Annotated in this window: 20 protein-coding genes and 2 tRNA genes; 15 read left to right on the top strand and 7 right to left on the bottom strand. The window is 28.5% G+C overall.

Translation table 11 applies throughout. From position 1 onward, the window contains the following. Nucleotides 1-109 precede the first annotated feature (109 nt). Nucleotides 110-613 (top strand): transglycosylase SLT domain-containing protein, encoded by a 504-nt coding sequence (locus ACRCZX_RS09845; protein ID WP_438582749.1) that lies wholly within the window; start codon nucleotides 110-112, stop codon nucleotides 611-613. Nucleotides 614-724: 111 nt separating this feature from the next. On the opposite strand, the gene ACRCZX_RS09840 is transcribed toward ACRCZX_RS09845, so the two are convergent. Next, nucleotides 725-1,750, bottom strand: coding sequence for a PTS transporter subunit IIC (locus tag ACRCZX_RS09840; protein WP_438582748.1), 1,026 nt, complete (start codon nucleotides 1,748-1,750; stop codon nucleotides 725-727). A gap of 174 nt (nucleotides 1,751-1,924) precedes the next feature. Here ACRCZX_RS09840 and ACRCZX_RS09835 point away from each other — a divergent pair, with 174 nt between their 5' ends. Next, entirely contained in the window at nucleotides 1,925-2,119 is a 195-nt protein-coding gene (locus ACRCZX_RS09835; RefSeq protein WP_438582747.1) for a YwbE family protein, read from the top strand. Between the two features lie 49 nt (nucleotides 2,120-2,168). Further along, nucleotides 2,169-2,244 (top strand) — tRNA-Met (locus ACRCZX_RS09830). Nucleotides 2,245-2,366: 122 nt separating this feature from the next. On the opposite strand, the gene ACRCZX_RS09825 is transcribed toward ACRCZX_RS09830, so the two are convergent. Continuing rightward, nucleotides 2,367-2,702 (bottom strand): DUF309 domain-containing protein, encoded by a 336-nt coding sequence (locus ACRCZX_RS09825; RefSeq protein ID WP_438582746.1) that lies wholly within the window; start codon nucleotides 2,700-2,702, stop codon nucleotides 2,367-2,369. Between the two features lie 318 nt (nucleotides 2,703-3,020). After that, nucleotides 3,021-4,364 (bottom strand): dihydrolipoyl dehydrogenase family protein, encoded by a 1,344-nt coding sequence (locus ACRCZX_RS09820; RefSeq protein ID WP_438582745.1) that lies wholly within the window; start codon nucleotides 4,362-4,364, stop codon nucleotides 3,021-3,023. 131 nt (nucleotides 4,365-4,495) lie between these two features. Here ACRCZX_RS09820 and ACRCZX_RS09815 point away from each other — a divergent pair, with 131 nt between their 5' ends. After that, the gene (locus tag ACRCZX_RS09815) at nucleotides 4,496-4,903 is read left to right on the top strand and encodes an NfeD family protein (RefSeq protein WP_438582744.1); all 408 of its coding nucleotides are present in this window, start codon (nucleotides 4,496-4,498) and stop codon (nucleotides 4,901-4,903) included. A 9-nt stretch (nucleotides 4,904-4,912) separates the two neighbouring features. Then, on the top strand, nucleotides 4,913-5,791 hold the full coding sequence (locus ACRCZX_RS09810; protein WP_438582743.1) for an SPFH domain-containing protein: 879 nt from the start codon (nucleotides 4,913-4,915) through the stop codon (nucleotides 5,789-5,791). 150 nt (nucleotides 5,792-5,941) lie between these two features. Here the strand turns inward: ACRCZX_RS09810 and ACRCZX_RS09805 are convergent. Further along, nucleotides 5,942-6,028, bottom strand: a tRNA-Leu gene (locus ACRCZX_RS09805). A gap of 134 nt (nucleotides 6,029-6,162) precedes the next feature. Here ACRCZX_RS09805 and ACRCZX_RS09800 point away from each other — a divergent pair. From ACRCZX_RS09800 to ACRCZX_RS09780, 5 genes are all read left to right on the top strand, one after another. Next, the gene (locus tag ACRCZX_RS09800; protein WP_438582742.1) at nucleotides 6,163-6,411 is read left to right on the top strand and encodes a YMGG-like glycine zipper-containing protein; all 249 of its coding nucleotides are present in this window, start codon (nucleotides 6,163-6,165) and stop codon (nucleotides 6,409-6,411) included. A 13-nt stretch (nucleotides 6,412-6,424) separates the two neighbouring features. Further along, nucleotides 6,425-6,871, top strand: coding sequence for a hypothetical protein (locus ACRCZX_RS09795; protein WP_438582741.1), 447 nt, complete (start codon nucleotides 6,425-6,427; stop codon nucleotides 6,869-6,871). A 297-nt stretch (nucleotides 6,872-7,168) separates the two neighbouring features. After that, complete coding sequence (locus ACRCZX_RS09790) at nucleotides 7,169-7,930, top strand: amino acid ABC transporter substrate-binding protein (protein WP_438582740.1); 762 nt, start codon at nucleotides 7,169-7,171, stop codon at nucleotides 7,928-7,930. A gap of 3 nt (nucleotides 7,931-7,933) precedes the next feature. Beyond that, nucleotides 7,934-8,560: an amino acid ABC transporter permease gene (locus ACRCZX_RS09785; RefSeq protein ID WP_438582739.1), complete on the top strand. Its 627-nt coding sequence runs from the start codon at nucleotides 7,934-7,936 to the stop codon at nucleotides 8,558-8,560. After that, on the top strand, nucleotides 8,560-9,153 hold the full coding sequence (locus tag ACRCZX_RS09780; RefSeq protein WP_438582738.1) for an amino acid ABC transporter ATP-binding protein: 594 nt from the start codon (nucleotides 8,560-8,562) through the stop codon (nucleotides 9,151-9,153). The genes ACRCZX_RS09785 and ACRCZX_RS09780 overlap by 1 nt, the downstream gene beginning before the upstream one ends. Nucleotides 9,154-9,204: 51 nt before the next feature. Here the strand turns inward: ACRCZX_RS09780 and ACRCZX_RS09775 are convergent, their stop codons facing one another. Next, nucleotides 9,205-10,533 (bottom strand): APC family permease, encoded by a 1,329-nt coding sequence (locus ACRCZX_RS09775; RefSeq protein ID WP_438582737.1) that lies wholly within the window; start codon nucleotides 10,531-10,533, stop codon nucleotides 9,205-9,207. 177 nt (nucleotides 10,534-10,710) lie between these two features. Between ACRCZX_RS09775 and ACRCZX_RS09770 the strand changes: the two genes are divergently transcribed. Next, nucleotides 10,711-10,863: a hypothetical protein gene (locus ACRCZX_RS09770; RefSeq protein WP_438582736.1), complete on the top strand. Its 153-nt coding sequence runs from the start codon at nucleotides 10,711-10,713 to the stop codon at nucleotides 10,861-10,863. Between the two features lie 150 nt (nucleotides 10,864-11,013). On the opposite strand, the gene ACRCZX_RS09765 is transcribed toward ACRCZX_RS09770, so the two are convergent. Together ACRCZX_RS09765 and ACRCZX_RS09760 are read right to left on the bottom strand one after the other, a co-directional pair. Then, a complete protein-coding gene (locus tag ACRCZX_RS09765) occupies nucleotides 11,014-11,859 on the bottom strand; it encodes a MurR/RpiR family transcriptional regulator (protein WP_438582735.1) in 846 nt (281 codons plus the stop codon). Nucleotides 11,860-11,874: 15 nt separating this feature from the next. Further along, a complete protein-coding gene (locus tag ACRCZX_RS09760) occupies nucleotides 11,875-14,226 on the bottom strand; it encodes an aminotransferase class I/II-fold pyridoxal phosphate-dependent enzyme (RefSeq protein WP_438582734.1) in 2,352 nt (783 codons plus the stop codon). A gap of 215 nt (nucleotides 14,227-14,441) precedes the next feature. On the opposite strand from ACRCZX_RS09760, the gene ACRCZX_RS09755 reads away from it, so the two are divergent. The 4 genes from ACRCZX_RS09755 (at nucleotide 14,442) to ACRCZX_RS09740 (ending at nucleotide 16,460) form a co-directional block, all read left to right on the top strand. Continuing rightward, entirely contained in the window at nucleotides 14,442-15,035 is a 594-nt protein-coding gene (locus ACRCZX_RS09755; RefSeq protein ID WP_438582733.1) for a DJ-1/PfpI family protein, read from the top strand. 95 nt (nucleotides 15,036-15,130) lie between these two features. Further along, nucleotides 15,131-15,616, top strand: coding sequence for an FKBP-type peptidyl-prolyl cis-trans isomerase (locus ACRCZX_RS09750; RefSeq protein WP_438582732.1), 486 nt, complete (start codon nucleotides 15,131-15,133; stop codon nucleotides 15,614-15,616). A gap of 48 nt (nucleotides 15,617-15,664) precedes the next feature. After that, nucleotides 15,665-16,093 carry a ribose 5-phosphate isomerase B gene (gene rpiB / locus ACRCZX_RS09745; protein ID WP_438582731.1) on the top strand — a complete coding sequence of 143 codons (429 nt, stop codon included), beginning with the start codon at nucleotides 15,665-15,667 and terminating at the stop codon, nucleotides 16,091-16,093. 22 nt (nucleotides 16,094-16,115) lie between these two features. After that, nucleotides 16,116-16,460, top strand: a complete 345-nt coding sequence (locus ACRCZX_RS09740; RefSeq protein WP_438582730.1) for a histidine triad nucleotide-binding protein — start codon at nucleotides 16,116-16,118, stop codon at nucleotides 16,458-16,460. Nucleotides 16,461-16,471: the final 11 nt, after the last annotated feature.

Below are 16,471 nucleotides of genomic sequence, written 5' to 3'. Positions count from 1 at the left end.
ACAACTAATGTTTTTAAGTGATATCGAGGGTTTTCCTTCTTTCAAAAATTTCCATTTTTATAATTTTTATGTTATAATATAATAACAAATTTATGAAGAGGTGATTTTATTGAAGTTGAAGTTTATCGCAATGTTTTTATTATTAACAATTTGTATTTTCTCTAAAGAGGATAATTCTCCAAGTAAAATAGAAGCATACGTAAAACAAAATACTAATACTAATACAACAGCTACTAATATATATAACAGTATTATTGAACACTCTGAAAAACATGATGTAGAACCTGAATTAATTGCTGCTATTATAAAAGTTGAAAGCAACTTTAAACAAGGTTCTAAGTCACAAGTTGGAGCTACTGGGCTTATGCAACTTATGCCCAAAACAGCACGATTATTAAAAGTTAATCCTAATAATGTTAATTCCAATATTAAAGGTGGAACTAAATATATTGCTTGGTGTTTAAAACAAAATAAAAACAATATCTCTTTAGCATTAGCTTCTTATAATGCAGGAATTGGAAATGTGAAAAAATACAACGGAATTCCACCATTTAAAGAAACTCAAAACTATGTTAAAAAAGTTATGAAAGAATATAATGATTTAAAAGGTTGAAATGCAAAAAAAGGTAGCGGCATTAAATAGAACAATCCGCTACTTTTTTTTATTTGTTAAATTTTTAAATATATATTTTTTTCATAATGTCCCTGCTTAAATTAGATATATTTAAATTTTTATTTTTAAATCATTGTTTTTAATAAAACCTTTTTTTCTCATAAAAATTGAAATTATATATGTTGTAACTCCTGGTAAAATGATATATAAAGTAATTATGATAGCTACCATTTCTATACCACCACGATTTATTTTTTCCATAGCTACATAACTCTCAAATATACCCACTAAACCACTAGTTCCCATGCCAGCACCAGCAAATGTATTTTCCATTTTAAAAACTATTGTCACCAAGGGACTTAAAAAAGCTGATGCTAAAATTTGTGGTATCCATATTTTCCAATTTTTTACTATATTAGAAAATTGAAGCATTGAAGTTCCAAGCCCTTGAGCCAAAAAACCTCCCCAACCATTTTCTCTAAAACTTATCACAGCAAAACCAATCATTTGAGTACAACATCCTAAAGTTGCTGCTCCTGCTGCTAATCCTTCTAATTTTAACATCATTGCTATTGCTGCACTACTTATAGGTAAAGTTAATGCCATCCCCATAAATACAGATACAAATATACCCATAAAAAAAGGATGTAACTCTGTTGATTCCATTATAACAAATCCTAATCCTGTCATCATTTTATCTAGTATGGGCCCTAAATATAAAGCTACTAGTCCTCCTGCTATCATTGTAATAACTGGCGTTAAAATAATATCCACTTTTGTTTCTTTCGAAATTAATTTACCAAATTCTGCTCCAACTAAAGATGCAATATAAGATCCTACAGGTCCTCCTAAAGAGTAGCCTATTGCTCCTGTGAATGTTGAAGTAAACAATATTAATGGCGGTGCTTTTAAAGAATATGCTATTGCCACACCTATTGCTGGTCCAGCCATACTTCTTGCTATAGGCCATAAAATTTCTGATAAAAACATTATATCTAATCTTTGACCTATCATATTTAGAATAGATCCTGTTATTAATGTTGAAAACATACCTAATGCCATAGCTCCTAAAGCATCTACAAAATATTTTTTTCCACATATTTCAACATCTTTTTTCTTAAAAAAATCTTTTAACATTATTATCAAAACTCCTTTTTCACCTAATGATCTAAAAAACGATGTGTTATTATATCATACTTCCATATCAAAACTCTATTTTAAACTTAACAGTACCTTTTAATTTTTTTGAAATTAGGTAATTTCATTACTCTTGTGGTAAAATATAACAAACTAAACTAAGGAGTATTTTATATGAATGGAAAAAATAGAGCTAATATAACAGCTGGTATAAAAGTGAAAGTTGTAAAAAAAGAAGATCAAAGAACTGGAAAACTTACCGAAGGTATTGTTAAAGATATCTTAACTAATTCTGCTAACCATCCTCATGGAATTAAAGTAAGACTAACAAATGGTGATGTTGGAAGAATACAAGAAATATTAAAATAATTTAGTTGACATAATATCGTTTTAATGATACACTTTAGAAGTAAGGTATCGCGGGATAGAGCAGTTGGCAGCTCGTCGGGCTCATAATCCGAAGGTCGTTGGTTCGAATCCGGCTCCCGCCACCAAATAAAGTGTATATAAAGACTCGTTTAAGAGATAAAAAAAGAGGCTGACCATAAATAATGGTCGGCCTCTTCTGTATTATCATAAGTAACGTAACTACTCAGTTGAGTAACTACTTTATTTTTTAGTATAACGGCAGATAAATTTCTTTGTAATCTTTCTGCATCTCTATTTCGAGAATAGTTTTTTGAATAATTTCTTTAAGAGAAATTACATCTATTTTTAACTTTAATATATCTGATGAAATTTCATCATAATTATTGAGAGAGTTTTTTAAAACAGTTTGAGCACCTTTATAGTTTCCATTTTTCCAATGCAGTAATCCAACAGATATTAATAATAGTGTGATTGCTACGTGTGTTTTTGTTTCACAATTTGTTTCTTCTATCCAAATTTCTTCTAAAATTTCATGACATTCAAAAAAATCTCTTTCAATTTCAAAAACTTCTATAAATTTCAAATATTTATCTATATTTTTAATATTAATCACCTCAAGTTAATTATACTATTATTGAATTGTTTCAATGTTACAAAAGATATTATACTAAAAAACAGTAAATAAATAAAGTCAAAATACTTATAGAAACCCTACAAATATTTTGACTTTTTTTGTTATTTTAAAATAACAGGAAAGAGCACACAAACGATAGAGAGTTACCAAAATCTAACTTACTCATTTTCCATATTTTAATATTATACTATAAATAGCTTAATATTAAAATATACTTTTTATTTTATAAATTCAATCAAAAAGTGTATGTTTAAAAATTCGTAACTTTTAATTATGAAACATGTTCATAAAACTTTTTAAATAATCAACATAAGCCCTCTTAGATAAGTTTCTAATATAATACGCATACGTTGGATAAGCTTGTATTGAGTTTAATCCTTTATATAATTTTATTTTATTTCCAATCATAACTTGTAAGATTCCAACTATCTCTCCTGCTCTCTCTCCTATACAAACAACTCCAATTATGTTAAATTTGCTATCACAAATTACCTTCAAAAGAAAAGTCTGTTCAAAAGCTATTACACTTCTATCATTCTCTTTATCTATAGTGTATACATATATTTTCTTGAATTTTTGTTTTGCTACTTCTTCACTCAATCCAACTTTTGAAACTTCTATATCTCCAAATAGCGTCCATGGAATATATGAATAATCTACTTTTTTCAATATATAAGGAAACAATATATTTCTAACCACTATCTCACCTTGATAACCAGCTACATGAGAAAATTTAAATTCAGATGCAACATCTCCAATTGCAAATATATTCTTAGTTGACGTTCTCATGTATTTATCTACTATTATTTCTTTTTGGTTATAATTTATCTCTGCATTTTCCAATTTTAAATTATCTATATTCGAAATTCTACCAGTTGATACAAATATTTTTTCAGTTTTAAAATCTCCATTATTGGTTCTCACTATTATTTCTTTTTCTATTTTTTCAGAATTTATTACATCTATTTCTATAGATGTACAATTTAAAAACAACTTTATTTTTGCTTCTTTTAACTTTTGTATATAAAACTCTCTGATCTCTTTTTCCAACGTCGGCAAAAAAAATTCTGATTTTTCTATTATAGTTACCTCTATACCTAATTTTTTTAAAGGAAAAGCTAATTCCAAAGAAATTACCCCTGCTCCCAACATTACAATACTTTTATAATTATCTTTACTATAAAAGAAATCTTGATTCGTAAAATATTGACTATTCTTAATACCTTTTATATTCGGAATAAATGGTAAACTTCCTGTAGACACTACAATATATTTACTTTTATATATTTTTCCATTTACAGATACTGTATTTTTGTCCACAAAAGTTCCTTCACCTTTTACATACTCTATATTTTCAAATTTAGATATATATGGCAATTCAGCATCTCCTACTTTGTGTACATTTTTAATGACTTTATCTAAAGCATCTTTTAAATTCGATGTTTTTTTTGAAGCTGATATAAAACTTTTAGAAGGGATGCAACCACCCCATGTACACTCTCCACCAAGTTGTTCTTTTTCTATTAAAAGAACCTTTTTTCCTGCTGATGCTAAAGCTATCGAAACAGTTAGACCACCAGCACCACCACCGATTACAATTGTATTATACATATTCTCATCTCCCATAAGTTTCTATAAAACTATTATACCAGTTTGTTCTTTGTAGACCTTTATAGTAATTTTGACTTTTATAAAATTAAAAGGTATAATTAGATATAAGAACATTTATGAAAGGAGACACTATGTTAACTTGGTTTATTATTGGTTTATTATTTTTAGGTGTTGAACTCTTAACTTTTGGACTTATCTCAATTTGGTTTGCTTTTGGAGCTTTTTTAACAATGCCATTTTACAGTTTTTCTTTACAATATCAATTTTATATTTTTGTTTTTATATCTCTTATATCTTTAATCTTAATCAGAAAAATAGCTTTAAAATATTTTAAGACTAATAGTAAAGAATTAAATCGAATTACAAAAAAAGAAGTTACAATAGATTACATTGAATTAAAAGGAACACAAAGAATCTATACTGTATATCTTGACAGTAAAACTTGGCAAGCTATATCTTCTGAAATTTTTGAAATAGGCGATCATGCTATCGTTGAAAAAATCATTGGAAATAAGTTAGTATTAATTAAAAAATTATAGGGGGGTTTTATGTTATTCTTATTTGTTTTAATCTTAATTGTTATATTTTTAATTGGAACACACGTTAGAATTGTTTCTCAATCTCAAGCTTTTGTTGTTGAAAGATTGGGAGCTTATCTATCTACTTGGGAAGTTGGATTAAACGTACTAATACCTTTTGTTGATAGAATTGCAAAGAAAATTTCTTTAAAAGAACAGGTTATTGATTTTCCACCACAACCAGTTATAACAAAAGATAATGTTACTATGCAAATAGATTCTGTTATATATTTTCAAATAACAGATCCTAAGCTTTATACTTATGGAGTAGAAAATCCTTTAAATGCTATTGAAAATTTAACAGCTACAACTCTTAGAAATATAATTGGAGATTTGGAATTAGATGCTACTCTAACTTCTCGAGATACTATCAACACTAAAATGAGAGCTATTTTAGACGAAGCTACTGATCCATGGGGAATTAAGATAAATAGAGTTGAATTAAAAAATATTATTCCACCTGCAGAAATTCAAGATGCTATGGAAAAACAGATGAAAGCTGAAAGAGAAAGAAGAGAATCTATCTTAAGGGCTGAAGGGCAAAAAACATCTGCTATCTTAGTTGCCGAAGGTGAAAAAGAAGCTACTATTTTAAGAGCTGAAGCTAAAAAAGAAGCTTTTATTAGAGAAGCTGAAGGAGAAGCCGCTGCTATTCTTAGCTTACAAAAAGCTCAAGCTGAAGCAATTAGACTTATAAAAGAAGCAGCTCCTGATAAAAGTGTTTTAATGCTAAAAGGAATGGAAACTTTTGAAAAAGTTGCAAACGGTCAAGCTACAAAAATTATTATTCCTAGCGATTTACAAAGCATCGTTACCTTAAGTGAACTATTCCACGAGTCTAAAAAATAAAAAAATATTCAAACGGTTTTTGCCCTGTATTCTACAGAGTTTAAACCGTTTATTTTTTTGTATTCCTTGAAATATTTATTATTAATTTTAGACATAAAAAAATGATATATAAATTACATTTAAGTTTAGATGTAATTTATATATCATTTTTGGTACCTGAGGGGGGACTCGAACCCCCAAGATGTTACCACCGGCGGATTTTGAGTCCGCTACGTCTACCAATTCCGTCACTCAGGCATCTTTTCAACAACTTATTCTATACCAATTAGAGAGGTTTGTCAATATATTTTTTTATTTTCAAAGGAATTTATAATTTTACTTTGTAAGTTTGTGTTGTAGACTTATAACTTAATTATTCTAAGGAGGTTTAGATGCTAAAGAGGTTACTTTTTCTTTCAATTTTAGTTTTTAGTTTAGTTGGATGTGAAAACACAACATACAATACACCTACCGTTCGAAGAAATGCTATTGGTGGCGCTGCAGTTGGAGCTATCGCTGGTCAAATTATCGGCAGAGATACTAGAAGTACTTTGATTGGAGCTGGTATAGGAGCTCTTGCAGGAACTGCTATTGGTCATGAAAAACAAAAGAACTATTACAGAAGAAGATACTATTATTAATTAGGAGGACGCCATGAAAAAAATATTTTTATTTTTATTTTCTTTGACATTATCACTAAATTCCTTTAGTAATAGTGAAAATTATAACTTTTCAATTTTAAAACAAAAAATGGAAAGTTACGGCTACAAACTAGATTATGCAACAAAAAATGTTGGATTTAATTTCAAAAAGGAAACTGCTCACACTGAAGTAGTTGAATACAAAAACTATGCTGAGCTAAACTCTGCAATTGGAAATTCTATTAATCTTTTACAAGAAAAAGGATTTAATCTTGTATCTGAAGAATCTGATTTTGGTAATGGTATTTTAGTTTTTTCAAATCTAGCAATCGAAAATTATATTTTCGTCTTATCAGCTAATTATAAGCAAAATGTTATGCTAAATACTGGCGGTTCAACTAAAGATTTAGAATTTTCTTTTAAAACTTTAGAAGAAACTTTAAAAAATTTAAAAAAATGATTTCATAATTTTCTTGACTTTATAAAAAAAAAGTACTATTATTTAAGAATAAAAAAAACATTAGGAGGAAGATATGTTGGCATTTTTCATTTTTTCAAACTCATTACATCATCACCATCATAGATATTAGAGTTTGCTTCTTATGAAATTTTCATAGGTACAGACTCTCTTTGCATTGCAAACTTGAATCTGTATCCATGATGAAAATGAAAAACAACAATTTTTCCTTAGAGCCATCTAGATACTTCTAGATGGCTCTTTTTGTTTCAATATACTAAATTCATCGGAGGCAATATCTTGAAAAAATTATTACAGTTTTTATTTTTTACAATTTTTATTTTTACAGCTGCGTATTCTAAGGATAATTCTTTAGAAAAAATCTTAAAAAAAAGAGAAATTACTATTGGTCTTGATGATACTTTTGCTCCTATGGGTTTTAGAGACGATAAAGGTAATATTATAGGATTTGATATTGATTTAGCAACTGAAGTTGCTAAAAGACTTGGTGTTAAACCCAATTTCAAAGCTTGTGACTGGGAAGGAATTATCTTTGATTTAAGAAGTAAAAAAATAGATCTTATTTGGAATGGTATGACTATTACTCCATCTAGAGAAAAACAAATCTTATTTTCTGAACCATATTTTAATGACGACCAAATTGTTATTGTAACAAATTCTTCTATAAAAAATTTACAAGATTTAAAAAATAGAATTATTGGTTTACAAATGGGCAGTACATCTTATTTTGCTTTTGAAAATTCAACATTAAAAAATGAAATAAAAGATATTAAAAAATATTCAAGTAATGTTGAGGCTCTTCTTGATTTAGAAGCTGGCAGAACAGAAGCTGTTCTTATGGATGCTGTTATAGGTCGATATTACGCAGCTAAAAAAAATAATTTTATAATTTTAAAAGATACTTTGTCTAAAGAAAATATGGGTATTGGATTCAGAAAAGAAGACGTTGCTTTAAAAATAAAAATTGACAATACATTAAAAGAAATGAAAAATGATGGTACTTTTAATGAAATTTATAAAAAATGGTTTGGTGAAAAATAATATATGGAAAATAATTTTATTTATATAATCACTGGATTAAATTTAACTTTAAAACTCTACTTTTTTACATTAATTTTTGCTTTACCTTTTGGTATTTTACTTGCTCTTGGAAGAGTTTCTAAAAGAAAAAGTATTAATATCTGTATTCAAATTTACACTTGGATTTTTAGAGGAACACCTTTACTTTTACAATTATTCTTTGTTTATTATGGCCTTCCAGTAGTTGGAATAACTTTAGAACCTTTTACTGCTGCATCGATTACATTTGTAATTAATTATTCAGCATACACTTGTGAAATATTCAGAGGTAGTATTCTAGGTGTTAACAATGGACAATATGAAGCTGCTCAAGTTTTAGGTTATAACTATTGGCAAACTATGTTCAAAATAATTATTCCACAGAGCTTAATTACAGCTATTCCTGCTCTTTCAAATGAGGCTATTGCTCTTATTAAAGATACATCTTTAGTTTCAGCTATTGGAATGGCTGAAATTTTAAGAAACTCAAAAGAAATTGTTACAAGAGATTTTAGTATTACCCCTTTTATTCTTTGTGCTTCTATCTACTTAATTCTTTCTACTATTATTATTTTTGTTTTAAAAAATATTGAAAAAAAGGTGAATATATAATGAGTATAAAAGTTAAAAATTTAAATAAAAAATTTGGAAATAATGTTATTTTTAAAGATTTAAATATACACATTGAAAAAGGAGAAGTTGTATCAATTATAGGTCCTTCTGGAAAAGGAAAATCTACTTTTCTAAGATGTGTAATTGGACTCGAAAATTTTGATTCTGGTGAAATTCTATGTAACCGAAAAAAAATGGGTATGGTTTTTCAAAATTTCAATCTTTTCCCTAACAAAACTGTAATTCAAAATATTATGGAACCTTTAGTTTTAGTCGACAAACTAGATAAAAGTCTTGCAAAAGAACGCGCTTTTAGTCTTTTAAAAAAAGTCGGTTTAGAAGATAAATGTAATACTTATCCTAAATATTTATCTGGTGGACAACAACAGAGGGTAGCTATCGCTAGAGCTCTTGCAAAAGAGCCAGAAGTATTACTTTTTGATGAACCTACTTCAGCTTTAGATCCACTTATGACAGAAGAAGTTTTGAAAGTTATTGAAAATTTAAAAAATACTACTAGTATGACTATGGTTATCGTTAGTCATGAAATAGAATTTGTTAAAAAAGTTTCAACTAGAATTATTGAGTTTTAAAAAAAGGTTGTCTTATAAGCTAATTATCGCATATAAGACAACCTTTTTTTATTAATTTTTTCTATATACAAATAAACCTGTTAACGTTAAAGCTACTGATATCGCCATGTATCCTGGGTTTGATATTGCTGCATAGACAAATATTGATACTCCGCCTAAAAGTGCTAAAATAGGCACTACTGGATACAAAGGAACTTTATAAGGTCTTTCTAAATTAGGTTCTTTTTTTCTAAGTATAAATAACCCTAAAAATACTAAACAATAAAATAGCCAAAATAGTGCTACAGGTATATCCCCAAATATATCTGGTTTTCCTGTAATTAGCATCGCTACTAAAAATAAAGTTACTAAAATGTACATACATACTGAAGAGTTTACAGGCTGTTTAAATTTATCATCAATTTTAGCAAAGTATTCTTTTTTAGGAAGATGCCCTTCTACTGCCAGAGTATAAGGAATTCTTGTAGAAGCCATAATCATACCATTTAATCCTCCGAAAGCTGAAACCATTATACCTAAAAATATAAATTTAGCTCCAAAATGCCCAAATAGCTTTGTTGCAACACCAAGCATTCCAACTCTTACTATTTCTTCTGCTGTAAATACATTTAAAAGTGCAACATTTAAAGCAACATAGAATATCGCTATAAATCCTAGCCCTAATACTATTGCTTTTGGCAAATCTTTTTTTACATTTTTTAAATCCCCAGCTATTGTTCCTACGTATATCCAACCATCGAATGTAAACATTATCGGAACTAAAGCTAATCCTAATAAAACTAATGTAGATGAAGACGTTGCTTCTTTTGTGACTTCTGTCATATAGAAAGTTCCCGCTGTATTATCTCCAAAAACAAATCCAAAAATAGTTATTAATAGCAATGGAATTATTTTTGCTATAGTTGCTGCAGTTTGTATCTTTCCACCTATATTCTTTGTGAATATATTTATTCCAAATAATAACGTTATAGCACCAAATGCTACTAATCCTAAAAAAATTGTATTGCTTGGATCTACATTTAAAAAACTACCTGTAAATACTGCAAAATAATAAGCTATTAATGCTACTAGTGCTGGGAAATATATTATTAATTGAGCCCAACCAACTAAAAATGCAATTCTTTCACCATATATTCTTTTTATCCAAGCTATCATTCCACCTGTTTCTGGGATTGCTGCTCCTACTTCTGCTGCTGTTAATCCTGATAAAATAGAGATTATTCCTCCTATTACCCAAGCTGAAATTGCGATTTTAGGATTCATATTTGATGCTATTAAAATTTGTCCTGCTTTAAAGAAAATTCCAATTCCAATAACAATTCCAACAACCATTGAAAAAGCTACAGAGAATCCATATCTCTTTTCTAAATTTTCGTTCATTTTTTCTCCCTTATTAATGTAGTGTTTTGTGATTATTCTTTACTTTTTTTAAAGTTTTTTCCAATTTTTTATTTTATCATAAAAAAAGGTCTTAAACAAGCCTTTTTACATCTTGCATAAATAGAAAAATTGGTATATAATAAGTTTAATAATATAAAGGGGTGAAATAACAACAAAATGTTAGAAAGAAAAAAAGCTAATAATAACTCAATAGTCGATTATTGTGCAAAATTTTATTTGTTTCCACTGCTTTTCATCGGTCTAATTCTTAGAAGCTTAGATAATATATTCTTAAAATTAAAATATCAAAAATTAAAAGCAGCAAAATAGTATAATCCCCTTTAGATAGATAAAAAAAGACCTGTAAAATGGTGTTTGAAAATATTTAACTAGAGGGGGTTTTTTTATGTCTAAAATTAATAAAAATTTAAACGGTTTAAGCTCTGTAGAATACAGGACAAAAACCGTTTAAATATTTTCTTATTTTTGATAAATATTAAATCTATCTGTAATTTTTTTTAGCTTATCTAATTTTTCTATACTTTCTTCTTTGTTTCTTTTCCCAAATCTAATAAGTAATGCATTTAAGATAACTATCCCTGGAACAAATGTATATGCTTTTCCACCATTTTTAGTTGTGATTACTAAATCAGATATATTACCTAATACAGAGTCTTTTTTGTCAGTCATAGTAATTATTTTGTTACCTTGTTCTTTAAAGAATTCAGTAACTTGACATGTAAAGTTTGTATAAGGATGGAAAGAGATTGTAAACAAAACATCCTCTGGAGTTGAGTATAACAATTTATCGGTGAAGTCAGAAGCTCCTGAAATCATAAGTTCCACATCTTCTCTCAACTCTTTTAGCATAAAGTATAAATAGTAAGCTAATGCATAAGAACCTCTTGCTCCTAATACATATAGTTTTCTACTATTTTTTATCATTTCCATTGCTGCTTCTAGTTGCTCTTCAATTGCAACTATATCCATCTCTTCTAATAATTCTACATTTGTATTTATAATTTCTGAAAGTATTCCATCTTTTGAAACAGAGCCAATTTCTTCTCTAAATTCTTTCATATGAGATGTTGAAATCTCAACATCTTTCTGAAAAACTCTTTGGAAATTTGGATATCCTTTAAACCCTAGGCTTTTTGAAAATCTTGTTACTGTAGCAGGGCTTGTTCCTGTTTCTTTAGCTAGTTCATTTATAGAAATAAAAGAAACTACACTTTGATTATGCTTTATAAAATCTACAATTTTTTTAAAACTTTTACTATAAGTTGAATAATTTTGCTCTAAATTAGCCAATACTTCCTTTTTCATATCACACCTCTATAACTATACATTTGGATTTAGTACAAATTCAGCTAAATCGTTTACAAAGTTCATTGTCTTTTCATTTTTATCATTTACTGGATTAAATTCAACTATATCTACTGATGTTATAGAGTAGTTTTTAAATAGGAATCTAAACGTTTTAAACATTTCATCAGTTGTGAATCCATTTCTAACTGGTGTACTTACTCCTGGTGCAAACTCAGGATCAACTGAATCTACATCAAAACTTATATGAATATTATCAATTTTTAAGTAATCTCTAATTTCATCTAAAACATTTTCCAATCCTTTATGAACAACATCATCATAAGAGATTACTTTAACTCCTAACTGTTCTATCACTTCTCTCTCTTTTACATCTAAATCTCTAGCACCTAAAATAACAACATTTTTGCTATCTATTTTAGCTCCTTCATAGAAACAGTTAACTAAATCTCTATCTCCTGCTCCTTGTAAAAGTGCAAGTGGCATTCCATGAATATTTCCTGACATAGTTGTCTCATCTGTATTCATATCTCCATGAGCATCTATCCAAACTACACCCACTTCTTTTTCTAATGCTACTCCTGAAATTGATCCTAAAGCTATTGAATGGTCTCCTCCTATAGTTATAGGTCTATATCCATCTCTAACTGCTTCGTTTACAGCTAAAGCTAATTTTTCACAAGTATTTAATATTGTATTTTTATATTTTAATGACCACTCATTGAAATTCTCTCTTTGCTTTTCTACATCTATATATGTCATCTCTCCAAATACATCTGGGAAGTGTTCTTCTAATACTTCTGGTCCAAATTCAATACCTGCTTTGTTTGCTCCTAAGTTCATTGGAACAGCAAATATTTTGTTCTTCATTTTTTCTGTATATAAATAAACAGCATCTTGATCATCTATAACTTTAACAAACTCTAACTCAGGATCTTCCATTCCTTGAACGTGAAGTTTTGCTGCTTTTAGATTTTGAATATAAGTTATCGCTTCTTTTGTAATTCTCTCTCCTGGTGTTATTACAGGAATTCCTGGAGGATATGCCATAATCATCTCAGCACATATTTTCCCCTCACTCTCAAGGAATTTCACTCTATTATTCTCACTATAAAAAGCTTCTCTTGGTATTAAAATAGATTCAGGTATAGCGGGCATTTTACCAACTGATTCTGCAATAGTTTTTCCTTTTCCAAAAAATCTCTTACTTATATCTTTTAATGCTTCTAAGAATGCTCCAGTACTTGATTCATCATCACCTAAAGTTACCAATCCTAATACATTATAGAAATCTGATAATTCAACTTGAATATTGTAATCATCAACTAATAAAGTCTCTAATTCAAATCCAGTTAATCCTAAGTCTCTAGCTGATATTGATAATTTTGTATCATCAAAATCATGAATACCATATCTTCCTACAATTTCTTTTCCAAATGAGAAGATTCCAGGTATCTTATTAACTTCTGCTCTTAAATCTCTTGCTAATTTAAGTGTTCTTGTTAACAGTTCTCTACCTTCAGTTGCAATTTGTCTTCTAGCACAATCTAATGATGCCATTAAAGGGTATGAAGGAGATGTCGTATGTAGTATACTTAATATTTGTTGAATTCTATTTACATCAACTCTTGTTGAATTTACATGTAACATTGACATTTGAGTCATTGCTCCAATTATTTTATGAGTACTCTGACAACAAATGTCTGCTCCTGCATCTATAGCTGACATTGGTAGGTCTTCATGAAAGTGTAAGTGAGCTCCATGAGCTTCATCCACTATTAGAGGAATATCATAACTATGAACTATATCAGCAATTTTTTTAATATCAGTTGCTGCTCCATAGTATGTTGGATTAATAATTAAAACAGCTTTTGTATCTGGATGTTGCTTTAGCATATTTTCAACTACTTCTGGTCTAACCCCGTGAGCTATTCCTAATTCATCATCCACTTCAGGATTCATATAAACTGGAATCGAACCACTTAATATTATTCCGCCAGAAACTGATTTATGAACATTTCTAGGTACTAATATTTTTTCTCCTGGTTTTACAACAGACATTATCATAGCTTGAATTGCTCCTGATGTTCCATTTACAGCAAAGAAAGTTTTCTTTGCTCCATAAGCGTCAGCTGCTAATTCTTGAGCTTCTTTTATACAACTTTTTGGATTATGTAATCCATCAACCATTTTAAAGATAGTTACATCAATTGAAAATGGATTTGGTCCCATAAAATCATAGAACTCTTTATCCATTCCTTTTCCTCTCTTATGCCCTGGAACATGAAAAGGAATTATATCTCTTTTCGCATATACATCTTTCAATGTCGAGAATATAGGTGTTTGATATTGATTTAATTTAGTCATCTTACCGTTATCGTTAATCTCTAAAATTAATGATAACGTTCCACCTCCTTTTTTATATATATTTTAATATTATATTTTATATTTTTGTATTTAATGATATTAAAAAACTATAAAATAATATATAATTTACATTATTAATTTCTTTTAAAATACGAGATATTGTAGAGCTTTTTAGAAATTAAGTCAACTTTTTTTTGAAAGGAACCATAAAAATCATGAAAAAAATTTTAATTTTTGTATCAAATGGCTTTGAAGCCTTAGAGCTATCAGCCTTTACAGACGTATTTGGATGGAATAATATTGTTGGAAACAAAAAAGTTTTCTCTACAATTTGTTCGCTTCACGATGAGTTAAATGCCACTTGGAACTTAAAAATCATACCAGAACTAAACATTAAAAATACAACTATTAATTTAGATGAATTTAGTGCATTAGTCATCCCTGGTGGATTTGGTAAATCAGGTTTCTTTAATGATATTCAATCTCGTGAACTTAATTCCTTGTTAAATCATTTTATTTCAAAAAAACAAACTGTTATTGGTGTTTGTACTGGCTCTTTAGCGATTGGTATACACGGCTTTTTAAAAGATGTTCCTGCTACAACATATCTTTTAGATAACGAAAGATATTTTAATCAGTTGAAAAATTATGGAGCTATCCCAATTAAGAAAAATATTGTTATATCAGGCAATATTATAACTTCTTCTGGCCCTAGTACAGCTATTGATGTAGCTTTTTATCTTCTGAAAATATTAACTGATGAATCAAACTGTAAGATTGTGAAAAAAAATATGGGATTTTTAAAATAATTTAAGATTTTTGATGAAATTTATTCTATTTTATGTTATGCTTTTAAATATCAAATAACCCTATCTTGTATGGGGATTCTAGTGAGGTGTTTTAGATGAAAATAGAAGAAGGAAAAGTAGTAACACTTGAATTTAAAGTTTACAACAAAGACAATGGAGATCTTTTAGAAGATACACAAGACGTAGGACCATTTTTCTACATCCAAGGATTTGGAAATTTTGTTCCAGCTATTGAAGAAGCTTTAGAAGGACAAGAAAAAGGATATACAACAACTATCGAATTAACTCCAGAAGAAGGTTATGGAGATTATGATGAAGAGTTAATAATCGAAATGGATAGATCTGAATTCACTGAATTCGAAGATATCTACGAAGGATTAGACTTTATCGCGGATATGGATGACGACTCTGAGCAATCATTCGTTATTACAAATATTGAAGATGATGTTATCACTGCCGATGGAAACCACCCATTCTCTGGTAAAAATTTAAAGTTTGATGTTGTTGTTTCTGATGTAAGAGAAGCTACTGAAGAAGAAATTGAACATGGACATGCTCATTTCCATGGTTTTGAAGACTAATTTATTACATTAAATCATTACTATAGAAGAGTTAAGGAGTATAAATAGATGAAAATAGCTTTAGGTGCAGATCACGGTGGATTTGCTTTAAAAGAAATTGTTAAAAATCATTTAGAAGCAAAAGGATTTGAAGTTTTAGATAAAGGTACTTATTCAACAGAATCTGTTGATTATCCTACTTTTGCTAAATCTGTTGCTAAATCTATACTTGAAGAAGAAGCTGATTTTGGAATACTTATCTGTGGAACTGGAATCGGAATATCAATTGCAGCAAACAGATTTAAAGGAATTAGAGCAGCTCTATGTTCAAATACAACGATGGCTAAATTGACTAGACAGCATAATGATGCTAATATTTTAGCTTTAGGTGCTAGAATGACTGGAGATATATTGGCTCTTGAAATTGTAGATCAATTTTTAGAAACTGAGTTTGAAGGTGGAAGACATTTAACAAGAATTGAAGCTATCGAACTTTAATCTTTTCATTTAGGAGTGACTTATGGCTACTATATTTACAAAAATTATAAACAAAGAGATACCAGCTTCTATCATTTTTGAGAATGATAAAGTTATTGCTTTTAAAGATATAAATCCAATAGCACCTATACATATTTTAGTGGTTCCTAAAAAGGAAATTCCAACTTTAAATGATATAACTGCTGAAGATTCAGATTATCTTATAGCTATGTATTTAGCAATTAAAGACATAGCTATAAGCTTAAATATCTCTGAAAATGGATATAGATTAATTACAAACTGTAATTCTTATGGTGGTCAAGAAGTATTTCATTTACACTTCCATCTTTTAGGTGGTAAAAAACTTGGTCCTATGTTATCATTTTAAACAAATAAAGG

Origin of the sequence: Cetobacterium sp., assembly GCF_051658645.1 — a bacterium.
Lineage (GTDB): Bacteria > Fusobacteriota > Fusobacteriia > Fusobacteriales > Fusobacteriaceae > Cetobacterium_A.
Note: the sequence above shows the minus strand (reverse complement) of the source record. Positions and strands in the feature narration are given on the sequence as shown.